At 61.5% G+C, this 24,242-nt stretch carries 19 protein-coding genes; 9 read left to right on the top strand and 10 right to left on the bottom strand.

Annotated features, from left to right (window positions below):
- Positions 1 to 37 precede the first annotated feature (37 nt).
- Positions 38 to 1,429 carry a methyl-accepting chemotaxis protein gene (locus M2A_RS17390; RefSeq protein WP_052379377.1) on the bottom strand — a complete coding sequence of 464 codons (1,392 nt, stop codon included), beginning with the start codon at positions 1,427 to 1,429 and terminating at the stop codon, positions 38 to 40.
- A 576-nt stretch (positions 1,430 to 2,005) separates the two neighbouring features.
- On the opposite strand from M2A_RS17390, the gene M2A_RS18190 reads away from it, so the two are divergent.
- A complete protein-coding gene (locus M2A_RS18190) occupies positions 2,006 to 2,734 on the top strand; it encodes a response regulator transcription factor (protein ID WP_197052899.1) in 729 nt (242 codons plus the stop codon).
- A 226-nt stretch (positions 2,735 to 2,960) separates the two neighbouring features.
- Positions 2,961 to 3,752 carry a thermonuclease family protein gene (locus M2A_RS09735; RefSeq protein ID WP_197052898.1) on the top strand — a complete coding sequence of 264 codons (792 nt, stop codon included), beginning with the start codon at positions 2,961 to 2,963 and terminating at the stop codon, positions 3,750 to 3,752.
- 11 nt (positions 3,753 to 3,763) lie between these two features.
- Here M2A_RS09735 and M2A_RS09730 read toward each other — a convergent pair whose 3' ends face one another.
- The gene (locus M2A_RS09730) at positions 3,764 to 4,495 is read right to left on the bottom strand and encodes a DUF6969 family protein (protein WP_156101725.1); all 732 of its coding nucleotides are present in this window, start codon (positions 4,493 to 4,495) and stop codon (positions 3,764 to 3,766) included.
- A gap of 503 nt (positions 4,496 to 4,998) precedes the next feature.
- Here M2A_RS09730 and M2A_RS09720 point away from each other — a divergent pair.
- Positions 4,999 to 6,639 (top strand): M48 family metalloprotease, encoded by a 1,641-nt coding sequence (locus M2A_RS09720; protein WP_197052897.1) that lies wholly within the window; start codon positions 4,999 to 5,001, stop codon positions 6,637 to 6,639.
- Here M2A_RS09720 and M2A_RS17775 read toward each other — a convergent pair.
- Together M2A_RS17775 and M2A_RS18365 are read right to left on the bottom strand one after the other, a co-directional pair.
- Positions 6,532 to 7,428: an RNA polymerase factor sigma-32 gene (locus M2A_RS17775; protein ID WP_045446469.1), complete on the bottom strand. Its 897-nt coding sequence runs from the start codon at positions 7,426 to 7,428 to the stop codon at positions 6,532 to 6,534. The genes M2A_RS09720 and M2A_RS17775 overlap by 108 nt on opposite strands.
- Before the next feature lie 246 nt (positions 7,429 to 7,674).
- On the bottom strand, positions 7,675 to 8,193 hold the full coding sequence (locus M2A_RS18365; RefSeq protein WP_244444417.1) for a CarD family transcriptional regulator: 519 nt from the start codon (positions 8,191 to 8,193) through the stop codon (positions 7,675 to 7,677).
- Between M2A_RS18365 and M2A_RS18360 the strand changes: the two genes are divergently transcribed.
- On the top strand, positions 8,165 to 8,818 hold the full coding sequence (locus M2A_RS18360; protein ID WP_244444416.1) for a hypothetical protein: 654 nt from the start codon (positions 8,165 to 8,167) through the stop codon (positions 8,816 to 8,818). The genes M2A_RS18365 and M2A_RS18360 overlap by 29 nt on opposite strands.
- Positions 8,819 to 9,343: 525 nt before the next feature.
- Here the strand turns inward: M2A_RS18360 and fdxA are convergent.
- From fdxA to M2A_RS09690, 4 genes are all read right to left on the bottom strand, one after another.
- Entirely contained in the window at positions 9,344 to 9,682 is a 339-nt protein-coding gene (gene fdxA, locus M2A_RS09705; protein ID WP_045446466.1) for a ferredoxin FdxA, read from the bottom strand.
- Between the two features lie 65 nt (positions 9,683 to 9,747).
- Complete coding sequence (locus M2A_RS09700) at positions 9,748 to 10,209, bottom strand: tellurite resistance TerB family protein (RefSeq protein ID WP_045446463.1); 462 nt, start codon at positions 10,207 to 10,209, stop codon at positions 9,748 to 9,750.
- Between the two features lie 100 nt (positions 10,210 to 10,309).
- A complete protein-coding gene (locus tag M2A_RS09695) occupies positions 10,310 to 10,723 on the bottom strand; it encodes an RNA-binding S4 domain-containing protein (protein ID WP_045446460.1) in 414 nt (137 codons plus the stop codon).
- Positions 10,720 to 13,851, bottom strand: coding sequence for a helicase-related protein (locus M2A_RS09690; protein ID WP_369384780.1), 3,132 nt, complete (start codon positions 13,849 to 13,851; stop codon positions 10,720 to 10,722). Before M2A_RS09690 ends, M2A_RS09695 begins: the two co-directional genes overlap by 4 nt.
- A 424-nt stretch (positions 13,852 to 14,275) precedes the next feature.
- Between M2A_RS09690 and M2A_RS09685 the strand changes: the two genes are divergently transcribed.
- Complete coding sequence (locus M2A_RS09685) at positions 14,276 to 15,571, top strand: acyl-CoA dehydrogenase family protein (protein WP_045446457.1); 1,296 nt, start codon at positions 14,276 to 14,278, stop codon at positions 15,569 to 15,571.
- A 59-nt stretch (positions 15,572 to 15,630) separates the two neighbouring features.
- Here M2A_RS09685 and M2A_RS17370 read toward each other — a convergent pair whose 3' ends face one another.
- Positions 15,631 to 18,000: a sensor histidine kinase gene (locus tag M2A_RS17370; RefSeq protein WP_197052896.1), complete on the bottom strand. Its 2,370-nt coding sequence runs from the start codon at positions 17,998 to 18,000 to the stop codon at positions 15,631 to 15,633.
- Positions 18,001 to 18,374: 374 nt separating this feature from the next.
- Here M2A_RS17370 and scpA point away from each other — a divergent pair, with 374 nt between their 5' ends.
- Positions 18,375 to 20,531, top strand: a complete 2,157-nt coding sequence (gene scpA, locus M2A_RS09675) for a methylmalonyl-CoA mutase (protein WP_045446454.1) — start codon at positions 18,375 to 18,377, stop codon at positions 20,529 to 20,531.
- 22 nt (positions 20,532 to 20,553) lie between these two features.
- Here scpA and M2A_RS09670 read toward each other — a convergent pair whose 3' ends face one another.
- Entirely contained in the window at positions 20,554 to 21,486 is a 933-nt protein-coding gene (locus tag M2A_RS09670) for a DUF3108 domain-containing protein (protein ID WP_197052895.1), read from the bottom strand.
- 368 nt (positions 21,487 to 21,854) lie between these two features.
- On the opposite strand from M2A_RS09670, the gene meaB reads away from it, so the two are divergent.
- The 3 genes from meaB (at position 21,855) to M2A_RS17365 (ending at position 24,216) form a co-directional block, all read left to right on the top strand.
- Positions 21,855 to 22,871, top strand: a complete 1,017-nt coding sequence (gene meaB, locus M2A_RS09665) for a methylmalonyl Co-A mutase-associated GTPase MeaB (protein WP_244444415.1) — start codon at positions 21,855 to 21,857, stop codon at positions 22,869 to 22,871.
- 248 nt (positions 22,872 to 23,119) lie between these two features.
- Positions 23,120 to 23,416 (top strand): 50S ribosomal protein L28, encoded by a 297-nt coding sequence (gene rpmB / locus M2A_RS09660; protein WP_045446448.1) that lies wholly within the window; start codon positions 23,120 to 23,122, stop codon positions 23,414 to 23,416.
- Between the two features lie 116 nt (positions 23,417 to 23,532).
- Positions 23,533 to 24,216 (top strand): hypothetical protein, encoded by a 684-nt coding sequence (locus M2A_RS17365; RefSeq protein ID WP_052379370.1) that lies wholly within the window; start codon positions 23,533 to 23,535, stop codon positions 24,214 to 24,216.
- Positions 24,217 to 24,242 lie beyond the last annotated feature (26 nt).

Here is a 24,242-nt window from a genome sequence, read left to right as displayed (position 1 = left end):
CGCGCTTTTTTTTGTCTGCTTGGGCAGCTCGCGCTGCTCAGTGCTTCATGATCTTGGCCAGGAACTGGTCCATCTGTTCGCGCAAGCCCCCGGCCTGCTCGGCAAGGCTGGCGACGGAGCCCGACATCTGACTGGCCGCTTCGCTCGTCTGGCGGACCGTGTCTTCCACGCCGCCGACATTTTCCGTCACATGGCTCGTGCCTTCGGCCGCTTCCGTGACATTGCGGGCGATTTCGGAAGTGGCGGCATCCTGTTCTTCCACCGAGCTTGCAATCGCCGTTGCGATGGTGCTGATCTCGTCGATCGTTTCCTGAATGGAGGCGATGGCCGTCACCGAATCCGCCGTAACGGACTGAATGGCCGCGATCTGGCTCGAAATCTCTTCCGTCGCGTTGGACGTCTGATTGGCGAGCGCCTTCACTTCGGAGGCGACGACGGCAAAGCCTTTGCCCGCTTCCCCCGCGCGCGCCGCTTCGATCGTCGCGTTGAGCGCCAGAAGATTGGTCTGGCTTGCGATATCGGTAATGAGATTGACCACTTCGCCGATGCGGTTCGCCGCTTCCGTCAGGCTCTGCACGGTGGCGTTGGTCGAGCGGGCCTGATCGACGGCGCGCGAGGCAATGTCGGAGCTCTTCATGACCTGCTGGCCGATTTCGCGCACGGAGGCGGAAAGCTCTTCGGCGGCGCCGGCCACGGTCTGCACATTGGAAGAGGCGCGGCCCGAGGCATCGACGACAAGCGCGGTCTTTTCGGCCGCGGTTTGCGCAAGCTCGGTCATGGAGCGCACGCTGTTTTCCACGTCCGAGGTGGCGGAACTGACCGAGCCGACCACGGCTTTGACCTGTTCGGCCATGCGCAATTCGTCCGTCACCACGCGCCAGCTCATCATCGCCGCGCGGTATTTTCCCTCGCGGTTCGTAAGCGGGCTCAGCGTCAGATCGAGGCGTTCATCGCCGATTTCGACCACGGTGCTGAAGGGCAGGCCCGCGGGCTGGGCGGCCCGCTTGCCCTCTTCCTCGCGGTTTTTGAAAAAGATGTCGATGCTTTGCCCGGCAATGTTCTCCGCTTTCACCGGCAGGGCGTCTTCGACCATGCGCAGCGTTTCGGTGCCCGTTTCATTGACGTAATTGACGGTCAAGGTCTTGGGGTCGACGGTGGCGACGGAAACGGGGATCTGATCCACCATTTGCTGCAGGCGCCGTCCGTTCGACAATTCATGGGCAATGGCGGCCATGGCCTGCCAGACGGGCCCGGCCTTGCCGTCTTCGGCCCCTTCCGGAAACTCCACGAACTCCTGCGCGGCAAGCATTTGCACCGCATCGGCGAGCGATACTTTGCCGGCTTTGGCCGCGCCTTGCCCCTTACCGCGGCCAAGGCCGGCGATAGAGCCGAAAAGAGACGAATCTTTGGTTGCCGAGTTTGCGGACATAAATACTTCCCCACCCTTTCAATGGCTTATGCGCGCGCCGGATCCCCTCCTCAGGCGCGCCCTTTGCCTTATCCGTCCAGTAATTCAGAAAAATCTTATCAAAAAGGTAAGATGAGCCCTGCCGGGCGCCTGTATTGCGGCTCCTTTGCCTTTATGGACGCTCACTTTTTCGCCAGCGGCTGTTCTGGCGGTGCCCCCCGCGCACCATTATTCTATGCCGGTTTGAAGTATTTCTCTCAATTTAAGAAAGAATTGCACCCTTATTGGAAGGGGTTTTCTTAGAATTTAAAGACATGCTGCCGCTTCTATTTCACCAAGGCGCAAGGCGCCGCCATTAAGACACGTTGTGACGCGTTGCCGGACGCTGGCGCCCCTTCGGGGGTTTTGTCTTTTTGGCGGGGGCTTGGGCCGGACTGTTTGTGTTGGTCAAGTGATTGGCAGTGGAGCTTAGGCGCGGTGCAAGGGCAGATTTCAGACGAAAGGCGCGGGGCGCCGCGCGGGCCCGCGCCGGGCGGGCACCGGGCGGAGGGGTCTCCAAGCCGCCCTCAAAGCCGCGCCATCCAGGGCGGGCTTTTGGTGATCGGCAAGCAGCCCTTGCTGCGGCATGGGCTTGCCGGGCTGGCGGGCCGGGTGCTGGAGCCTGCGCATATTGGCGAAGCCGGCTCTCTTGGTGAAGCGCGCGGTGTTTTGGGGCGGGGCGAGCCCTTTGGCGCGGCGCTTTTGGATGTGCCCTCCCGCGTGGGCACGGAGCCTGCCTCTTTGCTGGGCGCGCTCTTGCGGACCCGGCCTTCGCTCGCGCTGGCGCTTTTTCTGGACCGGGATGATTTTTTCCTTATTCCCGAATTCATGGCGCTGGGGGTGAATGTTTTTCTGCCCAAACATGGCGATATACGCGAGCTTGAACGGGCGCTGCGGGCCTTTGCCAAAGGGGGGCCTTATGTGCCCGATTATGGCAAGGGCGAGAGCACAGGCCAGGAGCGCGGTCTTGAGAGCGGGCCGGGCGGTTTTGACGAAGGGGCCGTTTATGATTTCGAGGGGGCAGCGGGCACGGGCATTCCCGGTTCCGGCGCATTGTCGGGCTTGACGCCGCGCCAGCATGAAGTGCTGCACCATCTTGCCGCCGGTCGCTCCAATCAGGAAATCGCCGAAAGGCTGGGCATCGCGCTCGCCACGGTCAAGCTGCATGTAAACGCCATTCTGGCAGCGCTGAATGTGCGCAATCGCACGGAAGCGGCGATCATTGCTCACCGGGCCGGTATGCGGGATAATGATGCGGACGGGCTGCCGGAAGGGGCGGGGCTCTGAGCGAAGCTTGCGCACGGGCGTGAGCGAATGTGCGTGCCGGTCATCTCTTCTGGCGCCTTCATATTTCCAGCTGCCGGCAGTGCCGGCCCATCCGGTGTTCCTTTGACGTTTCGAGCTTTTGCGGTTCATGCCCTCAGTTTCTTTCCCGCTCGCGGCTTCCTTGCTCCTGGGCGCCTTCTTCTGGATGGCGGGTTTGCCGGGCGCGGCCCGCGCGGAACCTTGCGCCATGCGTGAGTTGCCCGGCGGCACGGTCGAGGAGGTGATCGACGGGGATACGGCCCGCCTTGCCGATGGGCGTGAAATCCGTTTCGTCGGGATCCAGGCTCCGAAACTCGCCCTTGGCCGCAAAGGGTTTATGCCCTGGCCGCTGGCCGAAGAAGCCCGCGCGGCGGCAGCGGATTTGCTGCTCGGCAAGGAGGTCGCGCTGCGGGTGGACGGGCGCTCGGTGGACCGGCATGGCCGGGTGCTAGCCCATATTTTCGCAGGCGAGGAAAAAATCTGGGCGCAGCGGGCGCTTGTCGGGCAAGGCTGGGCGCGGGTTTACAGTTTTGCCGACAATCACGGCTGCACCCTCGAGCTTTTGGAGGCGGAAGAGGCGGCCCGCCGGGCGCTGCGCGGTATCTGGGCGCATCCATTTTACGCGGTGCGCAGCGCGGATGATCTGAAGAAGCTGGAAGGGCTTACCGGCTCGTTTCAATTGGTGGAAGGGGCGGTTGCCGATGTTTCCCTGGTCAAATCGAAGCTCTATTTGAATTTTTCCCGCAATTGGCGGCGTGATTTTACCGTTACGATTACCAAGCGCGATTTGCGCCGTTTCGGGCCGGGTAGACCTGTCCCGGAAATGCTGAAGGCGCTGAAAGGCGGGGTGGTCCGTGTGCGCGGCTGGCTGCGGGACAGGAACGGGCCGGAAATCGTTCTCACCCATCCCGAGCAGATCGAAATCCTGATGCTGCCCGGCGCCGGGCAAATGCGGGTGGAAGAAGCGCAGCCTGGAGAAGAGGGCGCGGAAAACCGTTAGCGCTTAAACGTTCACTCGTCCAAAAGACCCAGCCATTGCAGCTGATCCATGATCGAGATTTCACAGGCCGAGGTGACTTCCAGCGCCCGGTCCTCGTAAATGTCCTTGCCGGTGGGCGCATAGATTTTGGCGCGCGCCGCCACGGTCTCGTCGCGCTCGCGCAAGAGCGCCTCGATCTGCGGGCGGAAGAGCAGGCACATGGATGAGAGCCAGCGGCCCGTCATCTCGTAAGGTCCGGCAACATTCATGTCGAACCGGTCCAGCATGGCGATCACGTCTTCGGCGGGATAGAAAGTTTCGCCCGTGACCCAGCGATTGGTGGTGAAAAGGCGGGCAGGCAGGCCGTGATGGTCGATGGAAAACGCGATCAGGTGGCTCAGCGCGTCGCTTCCTTCCGGCCAGTCCTGCTTGTCGTCACCCTCATGGGGAACCGGGGTTGCGGTTTCAGGCATGCCGCCGGCGCGCAGGAAAGTGTGGAAGTGCCCATGCTCCTCCCATTCGCCGTTATGGGAGTGATAATAGAACTGCGCATGGGTTAAGGGGTCGAAGACATCGCCCTTTGGATAATGCTGCCACTCGTAGAAAGGCGTTTCCGGATCGAGCAGCGCGCTGACGACATTGCGGTTTGCGCCGGCCAGTTCGTTGGCGATTTCCACGATCTCGTCGGCAGCCTTTTCCATACGGCTGCGCAAGTCGGGCGCTATCGCGCAGATCGGAGGGCGGTAAGGGTCCTGTTCACTCACGGCGGTATTCCTGAGGTTGACCACCCCTCTATAAACGACAAACCCGGCGCAACACAGCCCCGAAAGGCCCTGATGCGCCGGGTTTTTTTAAATCACGTGCTTAGTGCGCGCCGCAAGGATTGCAGGGGTTGCACGGATTGCAGGGGCTGCAGCCGCCTGCTTTGCACGGGTTGCAGGGATTGCATGCGCTGCAGGATGCTGCCTTGCAAGGGTTGCAGGGCGAGCAGGATGCGAATGCGGGGCCTGCGGCTACCGCGCTCGACATGGCCATGGCCGTACCGAGCACGAGAGCGGTTTTCTTAAAGCTTTTCTTCTGGGAGTCCATTTCCCACCTCTCATCGTGGATTAACGTGAGTACTCTAGTGAGAGGCGCTTTTGTGTATCAATATAACTAAAATCACATATGCGTGTGTTCAGTCCGCGTTCAGACGGTCTGCTTAAATTGTGCCTGAAAAGCAGGCAGCGGCGTAAGGGGGGAAGCGCGGATGGCGCAAGGTGGAACGATGAAACGGCCGGCGGGTGCAGGTATGCGCAAGATGTTTCTTGCGGCGCTTATGGCAGGGATCTTTGCCGGGCTTGGCGCCTGCACCACCAATCCGGCTACGGGCGAGGAAGACTTCACACCCTTCATGTCGCCCCAGGAAGAAGCGCGGATTGGGGCCGAGGCGCATCCGCAAATCCTCAAAGCCTATGGCGGCGTTTATGAGGACGCGCGCGTCGGCGCTTATGTCGCCAAAGTGGCGCTGCGCGTGGCGCGTGCCTCCGACCTGCCCGATATTCCCTATACGGTCAGTGTGCTCGACAGTCCCGTCGTCAACGCCTTCGCGCTGCCCGGCGGCTATGTTTACGTGACACGCGGGCTGCTCGCGCTTGCCAATAGCGAAGCCGAACTTGCCGGGGTGCTTGCCCACGAGATCGGCCATGTCGCCGCCCGTCACAGTGCCCAGCGTCAGACCGCCGCCGTCGGCTCGCAAATTTTCGGCACGCTGCTCGGCGCGGTGGTGGGAAGCTCGGCGGTCAATCAGCTTTTCAATCTGGGCAGCCAGGGCCTGCTTGCCAGCTATTCGCGCGAGCAGGAGTTTGAGGCGGACAGTCTTGGCGTGCGCTATCTGGCGCGGGCCGGATACGATCCTTATGCGCAGGCAAGTTTTTTGAAACAGCTTGCCGCGGAAACGGCGCTCGCCGCCAAACTTTCTGGCCGCGGGGCCGGCGCCGTGCAAGTCGATTGGCTGGCAACCCATCCGGCAAACGATGCGCGGGTAAGAGAAGCTGCCCGCCTTGCCGCCGAGACCGGTATGCCGCAAGGTGCAGGCGAGGTAAATGCGGCTGCGCATTTGCAGGCCGTTGACGGGCTGCTTTACGGGGATAGGCCCGAAGAAGGCGTGATCAGAGGCAGGGAGTTTTTGCATTCCGGCCTCGGCTTCCGGTTTAAAGCGCCGGAAGATTTTCATCTGCAAAACACCCCGCAGGCCGTTTGGGCTTTCGGCCCGGATAAAAGCATCGTGAAATTCGATACGGATAAGAAGGCGTCCGGCCAGGACATTGCTGGTTATCTGGTGAACGATTGGGCGCGGCAGCTGCGCCTGACGGAACTGCGCCGGTTGGAGATCGGCGGCCTTGCCGCCGCCGAGGCCTGGACGCGCCTGCAGAACATGCGCACGCGCATTGTCGCGATCGAAGGAGGGGACGGGCGGGTTTACCGTTTCCTCGCCGGTACCGTGCCGCAGGCCGGCACGGTTCATGACGCGGCAATCGGCGCGATGGTGGAAAGTTTCCGGCTGCTTTCGAAAGCCGAAGCCGCGCGCATCAAGCCGCTGCGCATCCGCACGGTGAAGGTGCGGCCGGGCGAAAGCGCCGCCGCGCTTGCCGCGCGCATGAAAGTGGAGGCTTATGCGCTTGAACGCTTCCGGGTGCTGAACGGCCTGGGCGAGGGGGGGAGCCCAAACCGTCCAGCACGGTCAAACTCATCGCCGAGTGAGGCGGCTTTCCCGCAAGAGGGCGGATGCGGGAGAGGGAGGCGATGGGCTTGCGGAACCTCAATAGCCGTGAAGCGCGGCCTCGGCGTTCTGGCCGAGCGAGGCGACGAGTGCCTCTTTCATTTTTTTAAGTGCCTGCTGCTCGATCTGGCGCACGCGTTCCTTTGAAATACCGAGCTGCTTGCCCAGCATTTCAAGGGTCAGCGGGTCTTCACGCAGTTGCCGCGTTTCGACGATTTTCTGTTCCCGCTCGCTCAGCTCCTCCAGTGCGCGGGCGATATGCTGGCGCAGAAGTTCGGTGTCGCGCGCGCAGATCGCCTGATCGTCCGGGCTTTCTTCTTCCCCCACCAAAAGGTCCTGCCATTGCGGGGCATCTTCCTCGCCCGCCCCGCCTGCTGGCGCGTTGAGCGAGCGGTCGGAGCCTGAGAGGCGCCCTTCCATATAAGCCACGTCGTCGGGGGAAACGTGGAGCATCTGGCCGATAAGCTGATGGTCGGTGTGGGTCAGCGCTTCTTTCGTGCCATTGGCGATTTTCGAGCGCAGGCGGCGCAGATTGAAGAACAGGGATTTATGCGCGGAGGTCGTGCCGGTGCGCACGATCGACCAGTTGCGCAAAATGTAATCCTGGATCTGGGAGCGGATCCACCAGCCCGCGTAAGTGGAAAAGCGCACGCCCCGGTCCGCATCGAAACGCTGGGCGGCATGCATGAGGCCGACATTGCCTTCCTGGATGAGATCGCCCACCGGCAATCCGTAATGGCGGAAGCGGTAGGCCATGGCGATCACGAGACGCATATGCGCCTGGGTTAGCTCATGCAGGGCGCGGGTGTCCTGATCATCGGCCCAGGCCCGGGCCAGTTCCTGCTCGCGTTCGAGAGTTAAAAGAGGTTTGCTCAGCGCGTTTTTTGCAAAGCGGCGCTGGGCCGTTTGAGATTGTCCAACTTCTGTTGCCGCCATTCTCGCTCTCCCGGGTTTGTCGGGGCAAGGCGCTTTCCGCCGTTGTCATCTCCTCCTACGTACTCCATCACAGTTTGGATTAATTCCAAAGTCACAAACCGGTTATGCCCTTGTTATCACTAGGGTTTTTCGGCATTTTCCGGTTATGTGCCTGCCGGGAGGGCTGACCGGCCCAAGAAAAATGGCCCCGGCGGCAAGCCGCGGGGCCATTGAAAGCTGGATGGCCTGAAGCCTGAGCCTAAAAGCCTAAGCCGCTTCGGTCGGTTTCGCCTTTGCGGCGGCCTTTTGCAGAATGTCCTCGATCTTGGCGCTGGCCGCTTCCGTGCTCGTTTCCTCGACGGCGGCGATTTCGCGGGCCATCCGGTCGAGGGCGGCTTCATAGAGCTGGCGCTCGGAATAAGACTGCTCGGGCTGGCGCTCGGAGCGGAACAGATCGCGCACCACTTCGGCGATGGAAATAAGATCACCTGAATTGATCTTCTGCTCGTATTCCTGGGCGCGGCGGCTCCACATGGTGCGTTTGACCCGGGCCCGGCCCTTCAAGGTGGCAAGCGCGTCCTCGACGACGGACTTGTCGGAGAGTTTGCGCATGCCGACCGAGTCCACTTTGTTGGTGGGGACGCGCAGCGTCATTTTGTCCTGCTCGAAGGTGATGACGAAGAGCTCCAGCTTGTGGCCGGCCACTTCCTGTTCCTCGATCTCCAGAATCTTGCCCACCCCATGCGCCGGATAGACGATGGATTCGTTCGGCTTGAAGTTGATCACCACTTTTTTCGGCGCAGGCTTCGGTTTGGGCGCCGCCTTCGGGGCCTCGGCCTTGGGCGCTTCGGCTTTCGCGGGCGCCTTGGCGGCGGGCTTGGCCGCTTTTTCGTCCGTCTGCGGGGCGGCTTTGGCCTTTTTGGCCGGGCTTGCCGCTTTTGCCGCCGGCTTTTCAGCCTTGGCCGCGGTTTTCTTGGGCTCCGCCGATTTTGCCGCCGCCTTCTTCTTCGGCGCGGTCTTCACGGCGCTCTTGGCCGCAGCCTTTACTGCCGGCTTCTTGGCGGCGGTTTTAGCGGCCGGCTTGCTGGCGCAGGTCTTCTTGGCGCTGGTTTTGGCGGTGGAAGCGGCCGCTTTCTTGGCGGTGGTCTTCTTCACAGCCGCCTTTTTGGCGGCAGGTTTCTTTGCCGCCGCTTTCTTCGCAGCGGGTTTTTGGGCGGCGGATTTTTTCGGTGCGGCTTTCACGTTGGGTTTTGTTCCGGTCTTAGAGGTTGTTGTTTTTTTGCGGGGGCTTTTTTGGCTGTGGTTTTTTTCGCGCTGGTTTTGGCCGCAGCACTCTTGGGCGCCGGCTTCTTTTTCGCCGCCGTTTTCTTGGCAGCGGCTTTCGGGGATTTTTTTGCTTTTGTCGCCATAGCTTCGTTCCAATCTCGCCGGTTTTCGCGCCCCTGAGGGGCCGCCGGCTTCCAGTTCACGAAAAAATCCAGCCATTCAGGTTTTGCCGTACCTGTCCCGTTTCGCCCCGCGTTTTCGCGCTGGCCTGGCCGGTTCAGTTATGAGGCAAGCCTGTCAGGTTCCAGTGCGGTGAGCCCATCTCCCGCGTTCAGTTTGCTCGTTTGCCGTGTGTAAAATATCTGATACACGCAGTTTCGAGGTTCCCACGGGCGCAACGCCGCGAGGAACGGGTGCCTGGCACGGCCATCTGTCAAAGCAAAAGCGCCGTTTTCCGGCGCTGTTGTCGATTTGTACGAGCCCATTTGTTCATCTGCATACCACATATTTTCCTAAAAAGGAAGCGCGGGGTGGTAAAACCCTCCTGAAAACAGAAGGATAGGGCGGTTTTGTCGAGTTTTTCCTTAACCCAATAAAAAAGGCGCCATTTGCAGGGCGCCTTTTCTTGGACCCGGAAAGCAGGCGCTTGCCGGGGTCTTTCTGTGGGAGCTCAATCGCCTTCGCCCGGCTCGGCGGAGAAATATTTCTCCAGCTTGCCTTCCTCGCCGTCATGCTCGGCCGCATCTTCCGGCGCATCGCGCTTCATGGTGATGTTCGGCCATTTATTGGCATATTCGGTGTTCAGCTCCAGCCATTTTTCCAGACCCGTCTCGGTATCGGCCTTGATGGCTTCGGCCGGGCATTCAGGTTCGCAAACGCCGCAGTCGATACATTCATCGGGGTGAATGACCAGCATGTTCTCGCCCTCGTAGAAACAATCCACGGGGCAAACTTCCACGCAGTCCATGTATTTGCACTTGATGCAGTTTTCGGTCACCACATAGGTCATCGTGCTCTCCGGTCCTCCAGCTCCTGGCTTGTCCTTGGTGCGCCAGGGCTTTTACTGACTGCAAGCTAGTTGCCGTCCAATCCCAGTTTCTGTCGCGCCCTTTGCCTTGCAGCGCCGGATTCGCGGTCCGGAACGTATATCAGCCCGGCAACGCGCCGCAACAGGTTGGCCTCGAAGTCGTCGAGCCGGCCATCGGCATAGACCACTTCCCAGAGCCGTTCGATGAGCTGAACCCGGCGCGCGTGATCGAACTCCTCGCGCAGCTTCGAGGTCCAGCGGAAAAGGTCCGTCGCTTCCGCGTTTTCCGCTTCCGCTTCGGCAAGAAGCAAGGCGGCTTCTTCCTCGCTCAGGCCGAATGACTGGCGCAAGGCCGAGGAAATGACATCGCGCTCGACCGCGCCGAAGTCCGAATCCATCAAGGCCGCGCGCACCAAAAGCGCCGCTGCGGCCACGAGCCCTTCATCGAAGCTCTTTTCCTCGCCTTTTTCCGGCGCCTCGGCAAAGAGCGCCTTGATCCGGTTCAACATGGAAGATTTGTCCTTGAGTTTTATTTTCCATATCCGAATAGGATATTAATAACAACTACAAATCTTTTATGGGGATTAGTGCCAAAGGCCTTATCCCCGCTCATTGTGGCCGTTTCAGGCGGTCTATTTGCCGCCTGTCGGCTTTGGTGGGACGTCCGGCCCCTTTCTCCCGTTCCCCTGTCCCGGGCGCGGGGGCGATGGGCGCCGGCGGCGACAGATCCTCATAAAGCAATTGCGCTTCGCTGGCCGGGCCCCGCCTTGTACCGGGCGCCAGAATTTTGATCACGCGGATATGCGGCCCCAAGGGGAACGTAAGCACGTCCCCGGCGCGCACAAGGCGGCTGGCTTTGGATGCCCGTTCGCTGTTCACGCGGATTTTGCCGCTCGTTACCAGTTTGGCGGCCAGGGTGCGGCTTTTGAAGAAACGGGCGAACCAGAGCCAGCGGTCAAGGCGCTGATTGGCGGCTGTCTCCGCAGCCGGGTCTGCAGCGGGGTCTTCTGGCGGCGGCGTCATTCCTTGCCGGATTTTTCTTTCAGCACGGCGAGCGCGGCAAAAGGAGAGTCGGGATCGATCTTGTCTTTACGCGCGGGGCTGGCTGAAAAGCGCTGCGGGCCCGATTTCGGCCTGCCGCCCTGATTGCCGCCCTGTTTGCCGCCTGGGCCGCCGCCCTTGCCGGGCGCGCCTTTACGTTTGCCCTGGAATTTGCCCTTGGGCTTTTTGCCGCCGTCCTCGGCGTTCTCGGCACCGTCTTTGGCTTTGTCCCTGGATTGACCGCGATGACCGGGCTGGCGGCCGCGCGGGTTCTTGCGCTGCGGGCGCCAGATTTCCACTTCGACGAGCTCATCGCCGGTCTTTGCTTCATCGGTCTTTGCTGCATCGGTGCCGGCATCGGCAGATGCGGTCTCGGCGGCGGGTGCTGCGGGTGCCGCCTCGCCGCCTTCCAGATCTTCATTCTGGGCGGCAGGCGCCGGTGTTTCGGGCGCGGCGGTGGGCGTGTCTTCCTCGGTGGTCTGGGGCAGCGCCGCCGTTTCGGTTACGGCATCGGCGGCAGGCTCTTCGGATGCGGCTGTCTCTGCGGCAACTTCCCCCGGCAAAGCGGTTTCGGAGGCGGCGGGGCCTGCCTCTTCCAGCGATGCTGGCGGGACCGGGGCTGGTGCGGTTTCGGCCGCTTTGGCTTCTTCTTTGCTTTCGGTCTTTGCTGCCGGGGCGGGCGGCTGCTTTTCCGCCTCGATTACCGATTGGGGCACTTTTTCAAGCTGCATGCGGTAGCCGAGCCCGCGCAGAAGGCCCGCGAATTCTTCCCCCGAGCAGCCCACCAGCGACATCATGTCGGGGGTGACGCGGAAGCCGCCTTTATAGCGCCGCTCGGCAATGACCGGGCGAATGAGGTCGGCCAGGCGCTCGAGCATGTCGAGGCGCACGGCGCGCGTGCCGCAGACGCGGAAGCCCAGCGCTTCATAGAAACCTTGCGGCGCGCTCTGCTCGGCGGGCGCGGAGGTGAGGCCGGGCGCCGGCGGATTGGGCAGATCGGCAAAAGGATCGGCCGCTTCCGTCTCGCGCTGCAAGGACCAGAGCGTCAGCAAAAGCCGGGCGGGCGCGGGTTTCAAAAGCGCGGGCATGAAGACGGAATACGCGCCGAAGCGCACACCATATTTGCGCAGTTGGCTGCGGGCGGGTTGGTCGAGCTCTTTCAACTCGTTTGCCACGGTCTCGCGGCGCAGATGGCCGAGATTTTCATAAAGCTGGAAGGCGATGCCGCGGGCAAGGCCTGCAATGTCTTCGGCGGCGTTCAGTTTGACGAGCGGTTCGAGGATGTGGGCGATATGGCCGCTCAGCCATTTTTCAAGCCGCGCCTGAACCTGTTCGCGGGCCGGGCCCGTCAATTGATCGGAAGCGATGAGCTCGACTTTCGGGCGCAGCGCGCTTTCGCCTTTGTGCAATTTGGCAACGGCCTGGCCTTCCCAGAGAAGACGGCCATGCTCGCTCAGCGAAATGGCGCCGTCTTCGGCAGCGGCGATGCGCGCGGCGCGGCTTTCGATTTCGCTTGCAAGCGCCTTCAGCGAGGCCGTGCGCAGGACTTTGTCATGCACGCCCTCGGCGCGCGGGTCGGCCACGAAAACGAACCCTTGCAGCCGGCCGACATATTCGCCCTCTACCAGCACTTCTCCGTCAGCAGTAATAGACGCCATCAGTTCCTCGTTTTGACGCAAACGTTTCATGAGCACACTTGTTCGCCGGTCGATAAAGCGTTGTGTCAGACGCTCATGAAGCGCATCGGAAAGCTTATCCTCTATCGCGCGGGTGCGCTTTTGCCAATGGTCCGGGTCTTTCAGCCACCCGTTCCGGTTGGCGACGAAGGCCCAAGTCCGCATATGCGCAATGCGTGTCGAGAGCGTATCGATATCGCCGTCTGTTTTGTCCGTCAGCGCAACCTGTTTGGCAAGCCAATCCTCGGAAATGATACCGTCTTCCATAAGGAAAAAGTAAAGACGTGACAAAAGTGCGGCGTGATCGGACGCCATGATCTTACGGAAGTCGGGCACTTGCGCCACTTCCCAGAGCAGTTTCAAGGCCTCTTTTTTTTCCGCCTTGCCGCGGATCTCACGGTCCCTCGACATCAAAGAGAGGGTTTCCAGATCGCTGGTGACGGGTGCGCGCACCAGCCCCTCGCGGCGGGGCGGGGCTTCCAGGCTCGCGATCAGCCGGTCGATGGAGGAAAAATCGAGATCGGTATTGCGCCACTGAAACTGCCGGTCGGGCTCGAAATAATGTTCCTCGATGCGCTCGGCGGTTTCATTGTCGAGCGGGGCGGCATCCCCCGTCGTGCCGAAGGTGCCGTCATTGGCATAGCGCCCCGCGCGCCCGGCGATCTGGGCAAGCTCGCTGATACGCAAGGGCCGGTGCTGGCGCCCGTCGAATTTCTCGGTCTGGGCGAAGGCCACATGGTCGATATCCATGTTGAGCCCCATGCCGATGGCATCCGTTGCGACGAGAAAATCCACGTCCCCGTTCTGGTAAAGCTCGACCTGGGCATTGCGGGTGCGCGGGGAAAGCGCGCCCATGACGACGGCGGCCCCGCCTCTGTGGCGGCGGATCAGCTCGGCAATGGCATAGACCTGCTCGGCGGAAAAGGCGACGACGGCGGAGCGGCGCGGCAGGCGCGTCAGTTTGCGCGGGCCCATAAATGTGAGTTCGGAAAAGCGCGGACGGGTTTCGATATGGGCGGCGGGCAGCAATTTCGAGATGAGGGGGCGGGCGGTTTCAGAGCCCAGAAACAGCGTTTCCTCGATGCCCCGGGCGCGCAATATCCGGTCGGTAAAGACATGGCCGCGCTCGGCATCGGCGGCAAGCTGCACTTCATCGACGGCTAGAAAATCCACGGGCTGGCTGACCGGCATCGCCTCGACCGTGCACACCCAATAGCGCGCGCGGGCGGGCACGATCTTTTCCTCGCCCGTCAAAAGCGCGACGGAGGGCGCGCCGATTTTGCGGCAGACCCGTTCATAGACCTCACGCGCCAGAAGCCGGAGCGGCAAGCCGATCATGCCGGTCCTGTGGCCGAGCATGCGCTCGATCGCCAGATGCGTTTTGCCGGTATTGGTCGGGCCCAGAACGGCGCCGAGGCGGCTATCGGCATACACAAGATGCTGTGGGGAGGGTCGGGTCATCACAAGGGGCACAATCGGGTCAAAGCGGCCGGGTGGCAAGGGGCAAAAAGGGGCGCTGGCGCTGTTTTCAAAAGGTTAAAAGTGGGCCGGTTAAGAAATGGATCAATAGGGAAACAAAGCGCGTCCGAATCACTGACATGCCCGTTTTCGTGTTCCGTTCACGGCTAAATATTGTGGTGGGGCAGGTACTTGCACATAGAAAGCGTTAATAGGCGGGCCGCGCCGCTCTTCTTTCTTAACGATTGAGAAGACCCTCTTTCGGCGGGGACGCGACGTCAGGCGGGTGGCTGGCGCGACAGCGCTTTTCGCGCGCGGCACACAGGATATAGTTCTCCCATCAGTCATTGAAACGCGAACACAATACAACAAAGCGAATGACGCTTAAGGGAGGGAATTCATGGATTTCGATATCCCGCAAGACCTGCGCGATTATCTTCTGATCCTCGACGATTTCATCGAAAAGGAAATCAAGCCGCTCGAGGAGCAGGACGACAATATCCGTTTCTTCGATCACCGGCGCGAACATGCGCGCACCGATTGGGACAATGGCGGGCTGCCGCGCCACGATTGGGAAGAGCTTTTGTCCGAGATGCGCCGCCGGGCGGATGCGGCCGGGCATCTGCGCTATGCGCTGCCGGAAGAATATGGCGGGCAGAACGGCACCAATCTCGGCATGGCGGTGATCCGCGAGCATCTGGCGGCCAAGGGGCTCGGGCTCCACAACGATCTGCAAAATGAAAGTTCGATCGTCGGCAATTTCCCGACCGTGCTGATGCTGCGCGATTTCGGCACCGAAGCGCAGAAGAAAGAGCTGATCGAAGGCTCGATCGCCGGCAAGGTGCGCATGGCCTTCGGCCTTACCGAGCCCAATCACGGTTCGGACGCGACCTGGATGGAAACCCGCGCGGTGCCGGAAAAACGCGACGGGGTCGATGGCTGGCTGATCAATGGCGAGAAGATGTGGAACACCGGCATGCATGTCGCAACCCACGATCTTCTGTTTGCCCGCACCTCCGGCAAGGACGGCTCGGCGCGCGGCATTACCTGCTTCATCGTGCCGACGGATCTGCCGGGGGTGAAGGTCGAGGAATATCTTTGGACTTTCAACATGCCGACGGACCATCCGCGCGTTTCCTTCAAGGATGTCTGGGTGCCGGAGACGGCGATCCTCGGCGAGCCGGAAAGCGGGCTCGCGCTGGCGCAGCATTTCGTGCATGAAAACCGCATCCGCCAGGCGGCTTCGGGCGTGGGCGCGGCGCAATATTGCATCAATGAAAGCGTGCAATATGCCAAGGAGCGCGCGCCCTTCGGCAAGCCGCTTGCCTCCAACCAGGCGATCCAGTTTCCGCTGGTCGAGGCGCATACGGAATGCGAGATGATCCGCAATCTGGTTTACAAGACAGCCTGGCAGATGGACCGCATGTCGAAACCGGATGTGGCGCGCTATCTCTCAGATAAAGTCTCGATGTGCAATTACCGCGCGAACCGTCTCGTTTGCCAGGCGGCGGATTTGGCGATCCAGGTACATGGCGCCATCGGCTATTCGCGCCACAAGCCCTTCGAGCATATCTACCGCCACCACCGGCGCTACCGGATCACGGAAGGCTCGGAGGAAATTCAGATCCGCAAAGTAGGCGGGCATCTTTTCGGCTTTATCGACAAGCCGGCGGCGAAGAAAGCCGCTGCCGAATAGGCCAAGGCTTTACCAAATGTACAAAAGGCGCCTCAGGGCGCCTTTTCTTTTGGGGAGGTTCAGGAAGCGGCGACGGGTTCGTCTTCCAGGCACAGCCTTTCGGGCGGCAGCCAGAGCGTGACGCGCGTGCCTTTGCCTTCCTCGCTTTCCAGCGTGAAGCGGCCATTATGCATTTCGATGAGCGATTTACAGATGGGCAGACCGAGGCCGGTGCCTGATTGATACTCGCTCGTGTGATTGGTGGCCTGACCGAAAGGCTGCATCACATAGTCGATCTTGTCTGCGGGAATGCCGAGCCCGTTATCGGTGACGGAGAAATTGAGCCCGCCATTCGCCGCCCGCTCGGCGGCGATGGTGATGGTGCCATGCTCGGGTGTGAATTTGACGGCATTGGAAAGCAGGTTCAGCAGGATCTGCCGGATGGCGCGCAGGTCTGCGAGGATCGGCGGCAGGTCCGGCGCCAGTTCCATCATGATGGTGATGTGTTTTTCGTTCGCTTTGGGCTGGGTGAGCAGCACCGACCATTCGACGGCGTCGCCGATGGCGATTTCGCGCGCTTCAAGCTCGTAGCGCCCGGCCTCGATTTTCGAAATGTCGAGAATGTCGTCGATCACGCTGAGAAGGTGCCGGCCGCTGGTCAGAATATCTTTCGCATAATCGGTATAGTGCCGGTCGCCGAGCGGGCCGAAAAGCTGCGTATGCATGATTTCGGAAAACCCGATAATGGCGTTGAGCGGGGTTCTGAGCTCATGGCTCATGGTGGCAAGGAAGCGGGACTTGGCGCGGTTGGCAAGTTCGGCCCGCTCCATCGCCTCGCGCAGTTCCCCCTCGCTCTGGCGCCGCTCGATGGCAAGGCCGGCAAGATGGGCCGCGCCGTCCGTCTTGCTCAGTTCCTTGGTGCTGGGGGTATGGGGCTGGATGTGGAAAACCGCAAGGACGCCGAGCAGGCGGCCCTTGCGCGACACGATGGGCTGGGACCAGAACGCGCGCAGGCCGATCTGTTTCAAGCACCCTGCGAGCTGCGCGTCCACCTTGCCGGCGCCGATATCCGGCACGATGGCGCCTTGCCCCAGGCGCATGTCGCGTTTGTGCAAAAGCGTATCGTGGGAAATCTCTCCGCTTTCCAGTTTATCGCGGATCGCGCGGGGCAGAGACGGCGCGACGACGCTTTGCGGCAGGCCCTCTTCGACCGTGACCAGAAGCGCGCGCAAGGCCGGGTTCGTCTTTTCGATATCGTAAGTGAGCCGGCGCAAAATGGTGTCGAGCGGCGCGTCCTGGGCGAGCGCATTCAGGATTTCCAGATGCTCGCTCAGCTCGTCATCGATGTGCTTGCGCTCCGTCACATCCCTGACGTTGGCGATGAAGCCGCCCACATTCGGGTCGTGGCGCATATCGGTGATCCGCGCTTCGATCCAGATACGCCGCCCGGTGGGGGTCAAGATCTGGTCGGTCAGCAGCAGCGGGGTATAGGGCGCATCGGTTTGCAGCGAAAAATGTTCGATGGCTTTGCGGCGGGTGTCGGGCGGAATGAGGTCCGGCAACGGCACGCCCAGGAACGTTGTCGCATCGTAGCCCAGATGTTTGATGGAGGGCGACATGTAACGGATATTGCCCGCCTGGTCGGTCAGAATGATGCCTTCCTTGGCGTTTTCCACCAGCGCGCGGAAAAGTTCTTCCTGGCTCGACAGGTCGGCATTCGCGCGCTTGGCGCTGGCCAGCGCGTCTTCGGAAATGTCGCGGGCGCGCTCCAGATCGCCGATCAGCTCTTCATTTGCGATGTGAATGAGATTGTTGTCGAAATCCCGCTTTGCCGAACGCAGCGCGATGAAATAATTGACGCAGAGCACAATGACATTGATCGGAAAGATCACCGGATTGACGATCTGCGGCAATGCAAAGGCGCCCGCCGCCATCACGATGAGATAAGGCAGATTGCTCATGACGAAGACGCGCGGGATCGTCGTCATGCTGGTCACGGTGAAGAAGGACGTGCAGATCAGGACGAGCAGCGTGTAGAGCGATTGCTCGGGCACGGCGGGGTTCCAGAAGACCGGCACGATCGCGCTCCAGGCGAAAGAGCCGAAAAGGCAGGTCCAGCCGTAAAGGCGCGCCCATTTTTCCGGATCGGCGGCAACGGCTGCCATATCCTTTTGCATCATCCAGCGCACCCCCCAGACAAGGGCGGCATGCAGGCACATGGCGCCGACCCACAGCGCGGGGACGAACGGGGGATAAGTGCTTTCAAGGAAAAAGGCGAAAAACAAGGAGAGAAGCGGCAGCGCCGGCAGCACGGCTATATGACCGTTCACCAGGCGTTTGATCTGGTCGAAGCGGATGCGCCGATAGGTGTCGGCCGGAACCTCGAGCGCTGACGCTCCTCCGTCCTCTGGTCCGTTCTGGACGCGCAATGGATCCGTCCCTTCAGACAACCCTGACCTCTCAACCCCATTCTCGCTCGTTCTTTTATGGGCCCGATACGTAAAGTTTCCTCTAAATCCGGAAGAATTCGGCAAGGCGGGGGCGGTGTTTTCTCGCCGGTTTTGTGCGAAAATGGACCAGAGCGGCGCCGATTTTCAGGAAGTGTTAAACTTCCCGCATCCGCTGCCGGGGCCGGCGCGCGGCTTTCGGCTCTCTTGTGCCCGGATTTTTCCCGCAAGCCCCTACGGCAGGGTGCGGGGCGAGGCGGCAGGCGGGCGTGATGCGTTGACCGGCCCTTTTTGTTTGCAGATACTCCGCGCCAACTAGCGGCGGGCATGGGTAAAAGAGCCTGCCGGGACCAGCGACAGAACAGGGAAGCCGCGTTATGGCCGATAAGAAAACCGTCAAGGATTGGGAAGCGCAGGCGAATAAGCAGCTCAAATCGCGCAGCGTGGACGATCTCGTCTGGAAAACGCCCGAGGGGATCGACGTCAAGGCGCTTTATACCGCCGAGGACCTGGAGCGGATTGCCGAAGAAGGCTATGACGCCAACACCCTGCCGGGCTTTGCCCCTTTCACGCGCGGGCCGCAGGCGACGATGTATGCGGGCCGCCCCTGGACCATCCGGCAATATGCGGGCTTTTCGACCGCCGAAGAATCCAATGCCTTTTACCGGCGCAATCTCGCCGCCGGGCAGAAGGGTCTCTCGGTCGCTTTCGATCTTGCCACGCACCGCGGCTATGACAGCGACCATCCGCGCGTCGTCGGCGATGTCGGCAAGGCCGGGGTGGCGATCGATTCCGTTGAAGACATGAAAGTGCTCTTCGACGGCATCCCGCTCGATGAAATGTCCGTCTCCATGACGATGAACGGTGCGGTCATTCCGATCATGGCCAATTACATCGTCGCGGCGGAAGAGCAGGGCGTCTCGCCGGACAAGCTCTCAGGCACCATTCAGAACGACATTCTCAAAGAGTTCATGGTGCGCAACACCTATATTTATCCGCCCGCCCCTTCCATGCGCATCATCTCCGACATCATCGCTTATTGTTCGAAGAACATGCCGCGCTTCAACACGATCTCGATTTCCGGCTATCACATGCAGGAAGCGGGCGCGACACAGGTGCAGGAACTGGCCTTCACGCTGGCCGACGGGATGGAATATGTGCGCGCGGCCCGCGAAGGCGGGCTCGATGTCGATGCGTTCGCGCCGCGCCTTTCCTTCTTCTTTGCCATCGGCATGAATTTCTTCATGGAAGTGGCGAAGCTGCGCGCCGCGCGTCTTCTCTGGCACCGCATCATGAGCGAGTTCGGCGCCAAGGACCAAAAGTCTTTGATGCTGCGCACGCACTGCCAGACCTCGGGCGTTTCTCTGACGGAAAAAGACCCCTACAACAATGTCATCCGCACGACGCTGGAAGCGCTGGCCGCCGTGCTTGGCGGCACGCAGAGCCTCCATACCAATGCGCTCGATGAAGCCATCGCGCTGCCGACGGATTTTTCCGCCCGTATCGCGCGCAACACGCAGCTCGTCATTCAGGAAGAAAGCGGCATCACCAATGTGATCGACCCCTTGGGCGGTTCTTACTATGTGGAAACGCTCACCCATTCGCTGGCAAGCGAAGCCTGGAAGCTCATTCAGGAAGTCGAGGAGCTGGGCGGCATGACGAAGGCGGTCGAATCCGGCATGCCGAAGCTGAAGATCGAGGAAGCGGCCGCCCGCAAGCAGGCCCGGATCGACCGGGGCGAGGAAGTCGTGGTCGGCGTCAACAAATACAAGACCGACAAGGAAGAGCCGATCGAGATTCTCGATATCGACAATGCAAAGGTTCTCAAGTCCCAGGTCGAGCATCTGAAAAAGCTGCGCGCCAGCCGTGACGATGCCAAGGTGAAAGCCGCGCTCGAGGCGATCACCAAGGGTGCGGAAGGCAATGGCAACATGCTGGCGCTCGCCGTCGATGCGGCGCGCGCGCGGGCAACCGTCGGCGAAATTTCCGATGCCATGGAAAAAGTGTTCGGCCGTCACAAAGCGGAGGTGAAATCCGTGTCCGGTGTTTACAGCCAAGCCTATGAAGGCGATGAGCAGTTCAAGAAACTCTCCGCCGATATCGAAGCCTTTGCCGAAACCGAAGGCCGCCGCCCGCGCATGCTGGTGGTGAAGATGGGCCAGGACGGGCATGACCGCGGCGCGAAGGTCGTGGCGACCGCCTTTGCCGATCTCGGCTTCGACGTCGATGTCGGCCCGCTTTTCCAGACGCCGGAAGAAGCGGCCCGCGATGCGGTGGAAAACGATGTGCATGTGGTGGGGATTTCGAGCCTTGCCGCCGGGCACAAGACGCTGGTGCCCCAGCTTATCGAAGCGCTGAAAAAAGAAGGCGCGGAAGATATTCTCGTCACCGTGGGCGGCGTGGTGCCGCGTCAGGATTATGACTTCCTGATGCAGGCCGGTGTCGCGGCGATCTTCGGGCCGGGCAGCAATATCATCGATTGCGCGCAGGACGTGCTGCGGCTGATCGGCGAGCGCCGCCGCGCGCTGGCTTAAGGCTCAAGCCTAAGGCTTAGGCTTAAGGCGTGTGCTGGGCCGCAACGCGTTCCATCCCGTCGATAACGACCCGGCTTAGATGGGCGGTGGCGTTGATATAACGGGTTTCGATCAAAAGGCGCACGGGGACATAAAGTGTTTCCCCGGCGCCTTTTTCTTTGCCCTCATAAGGAAATCTGGCGATCCAGACCGTGAAGGGTTTGAGCGGGTTCTTTGCCTCGTCGATTTTCCATTTCTGGCTGTAGCCGGCCACGGCCTCATAAGAAATCTTGCAGCGCAGGGCGGGGCCCGCATAGGCCTCTTCCACGCTCGGCTCCAATATATCCTCGCCGTCCGGCTCGAAGCGCAGATTGAAAACGCGCCGCCCATCGAACACTGGGATCACCTGCCGGCAGGGCGCGCCGCCCTTGTTGAGCGCGGTGAAGATGCTGGCGGAAAGCGGATCGACGGTTTTTTCCAGCACCCGGTCGGAAAGCCCGCCTTGGGCATGCACCCCGTCCTCGGGCACGGCGGTGACGTCATAGCCGCCGCCCTTCGTGCGGGACATGTAGACCGAGCGCTCGCCGAACGTGCCTTCATAGTCTTGGCTATAGGAAAGAAGCCGCGGGCCCTGCGGGGTCATGACGCCGCGCGCCTGGCTTTCCATATGGCCGTTGAAAAACGTATCGGCGATGCCTTCGGTCTGAACCTGTGAGGCGATCTCGTAGCTTTGCGGGGTGATCACGGCCTGGGTGTCGAGGGAGAGAACGTGGAACCCCCCGCCATAAAACTTATAGCTGAGATCCACGGCGGTCATCGCGGAGGTTTGCGGGGTGAGCGTGATCGTGCGGGTGAGCGTGGGGGCGGGAGTGCCCTCGCCAAGGCTCTGCCCGGCGGGCAGCAAAAGCAGCGCGGCCGCGCCCAGGGCGGCGGCAAAGCGGGCGGTTCTTTTGACGCTTTTCGTTTCGTCGGGCATGCGCCGGTCCTGCATTGGGCAATCCTGCATCGTGCAATCGTGTATCGTGCAATCCTGCATTCGGCCCCAGACGCCCTTGGAGGCGAGCGCTTACGCTCGTCCTTTCAGGCGACACTCTTATTATGATGGAGCGCGGCGGGGCATTCGGCAAGATCGCCGCCGGGTCTTGCGCTAAAATCCGCAAACAAATTGGAGATGAGGGGAACACGGCAGCTTCGAGCCACGAAATTGGGGGGTCCAGGCTTTCAGTGAAATGCCGCCGCGTTCCCTGAAGGCACCTTGGATTTTGGCGGGTGAACGGTTGCTGAACGGGCGGGCGGGGCAAGCTCGATATGGACGCCAGCGTCTTTCCCGAGTATGCAACAGGCATGGAAAAAACCGCAGAAAAGAGCCGCGGTGGCCGCGGTCCGGTCAATATCGAGGAAATGGCGGCAGCGATCCGCGCGGGCAACCGCACGGCGCTGGCGCGCGGCATCACGCTGATCGAATCGACCCGGCCCGACCATCAGGAACAGGCTCAAGCGCTCTTGGCCGTGCTTCTGGAGAAGACGGGCAAGGCGGTGCGCATCGGTCTTTCCGGCGCGCCGGGCGTGGGTAAATCCACCTTCACCGAAGCCCTCGGGTCTTATCTGACGGGCCAGGGGCTGAAAATCGCTGTCCTAGCGATCGATCCTTCCTCGGCGCGCACCGGCGGCTCCATTCTGGGCGATAAGACGCGTATGGAAGAGCTTGCGCGCGATCCCAATGCCTTTATCCGTCCCTCGCCCTCCAGCGGCACACTGGGCGGTGTGGCGCGGCGCACGCGCGAGGCGATGCTGCTTTGCGAGGCGGCGGGCTTCGATGTGGTGCTGATCGAGACCGTGGGCGTCGGCCAGTCGGAAACGGCGGTCGCCGATATGGTGGATATGTTCGTGCTTTTGCTCTCGCCGGGCGGCGGGGACGAGCTTCAGGGCATCAAGCGCGGGATCATGGAACTGGCCGATCTTGTGGTGGTGAACAAGGCGGATGGCGACCTTTTGCCCGCAGCAAAGCGCGCGGCCATCGAATATAAGACGGCGCTGCATCTGATGCGGCCGAAAAGCCAGCACTGGCTGCCGGAAGTGCGCCTTGCTTCGGCGCTGAAGGGGGAGGGGCTCGCGGAAATCTGGGACACCGTCTGCCGCTATGAAGAGATCATGAAAGAGACGGGCACGCTCGAGGCCCAGCGGGCCGATCAGGCGCTTGCCTGGATGTGGAACGAGCTGCGCGAAGGGATGATGGAGACGTTGCGCACCCATCAGGGAACGAAAAGCCGTCTGAAAGCCCTGGAAGGGGAGGTGGCGGCCGGCAAAACCACGCCGACGGCGGCGGCCCGCAGCCTTTTGGCCCTGCTTCTGCGTGATTAGCGGGCGATTAAAGGGCGATTTCACGCGCTTTGGGCGAGAATCCGGCTTTTGGCGGGAATCCGGGCCTTTCCCGGTCCTTCAGGCTTGACGGGTCCGGATGCGGCGGATATATGTGCGGCCCTCAGGAGCGGTCGCTTTCGCGCGCTCCTTTTATTTGAATAACCCGCCTTTGCGATTTGCGGCCCTAACCCGGCCCTTCCCGGCTTTCGGGAGCAATCCAGAGTGCCTGAGCAGACGAGGAACGTGCAATGGCCCGCCGTTGCGAATTGACCGGTAAAGCAGTGATGTCTGGCAACAATGTCAGCCACGCCCACCGCAAGACCCGCCGCCGTTTCATGCCGAACCTGTGCAATGTGACGCTGCAGAGCGAAGCCCTGGGCAGCCAGTTCCGCCTGCGTGTCAGCGCCCATGCGCTGCGCTCGGTCGAACATGTGGGCGGGCTCGATGTGTTCCTGCTCAAATCCCATGACGGCCAGCTTTCCTCGCGCGCCCTCAAGCTGAAGCGCGCGGTGCAGAAGAAGGCACAGGTCCAGGCCGCAGCCTGAATTAACCGTTAATACGGTTTTTCGAGGCGGTCCCGCAACGGGGCCGCCTTTTTCATGCCTGCCCCCTTCGCCCGCGCGCCCGAAGCCGCTAGAGTGAGGCGATTGGGGGAAAGAGGATGAGCGATCAATCCATCGAAACACGCCGTAAAAACGCCGGGCCGGGCCTTGTCTCGCGCGCCTTCGGGGTTTGCGCGACGCTGCTCTTGCCGGTCGGGGGGCTGATCGGGGTTCTGGCGCTGAGCTATGGCGGGCGCAACCGCTATGTCACGACATTCGATATGTTTCCGCCCGAGCAATGGTATCTCAATCCCGGCTATTGGCTGAATTACGGCCATTTGGCGTTGCCGGGCATCTTTCTCGTGCTTTGCCTGACGAACCGGCGCTATGGGCCGGGGCTGACCATGAGCGCGGTGCTCGTCTCCTGGATCATCGTGGCGGGGATTTTCATCTGGGCGGTCAGCACCTACGGGTTGCAGGCGGTGCAAGGGGAACTGGCGACGCTGCCCGTCATGGCGACCTTTGCCGGGGCGCTTTTTGCCGGGCAAATCCTCTGCGTTTATCTTTTCGACCGGCTGCGCGGCATTCCCTGGTGGCGGGCGCCCTTCTACGCGATTCTCTGGGGCGGGGTGCTTTATGCCGGGCTCTTCTATGTGCAGCTTCTGATGCAGTCGGACGCGCCGGTCGCCAACCGCACCGCCGTCATTCTGGCCATTCATGTGGGCTGGGCCTTTCTCGGCCTCTTCATCTACCAGCTCTTCCGCCGCCTCATCCGCCCGCTGCCGGGCTATGGCGGGGCGTGAGGTTAGTCTTGCTTCGTCACCCTCGG

Origin of the sequence: Tepidicaulis marinus (assembly GCF_000739695.1) — a bacterium.
Classification (GTDB): Bacteria; Pseudomonadota; Alphaproteobacteria; order Parvibaculales; family Parvibaculaceae; genus Tepidicaulis; species Tepidicaulis marinus.
This window is presented reverse-complemented; position numbering and strand designations above follow the sequence as displayed.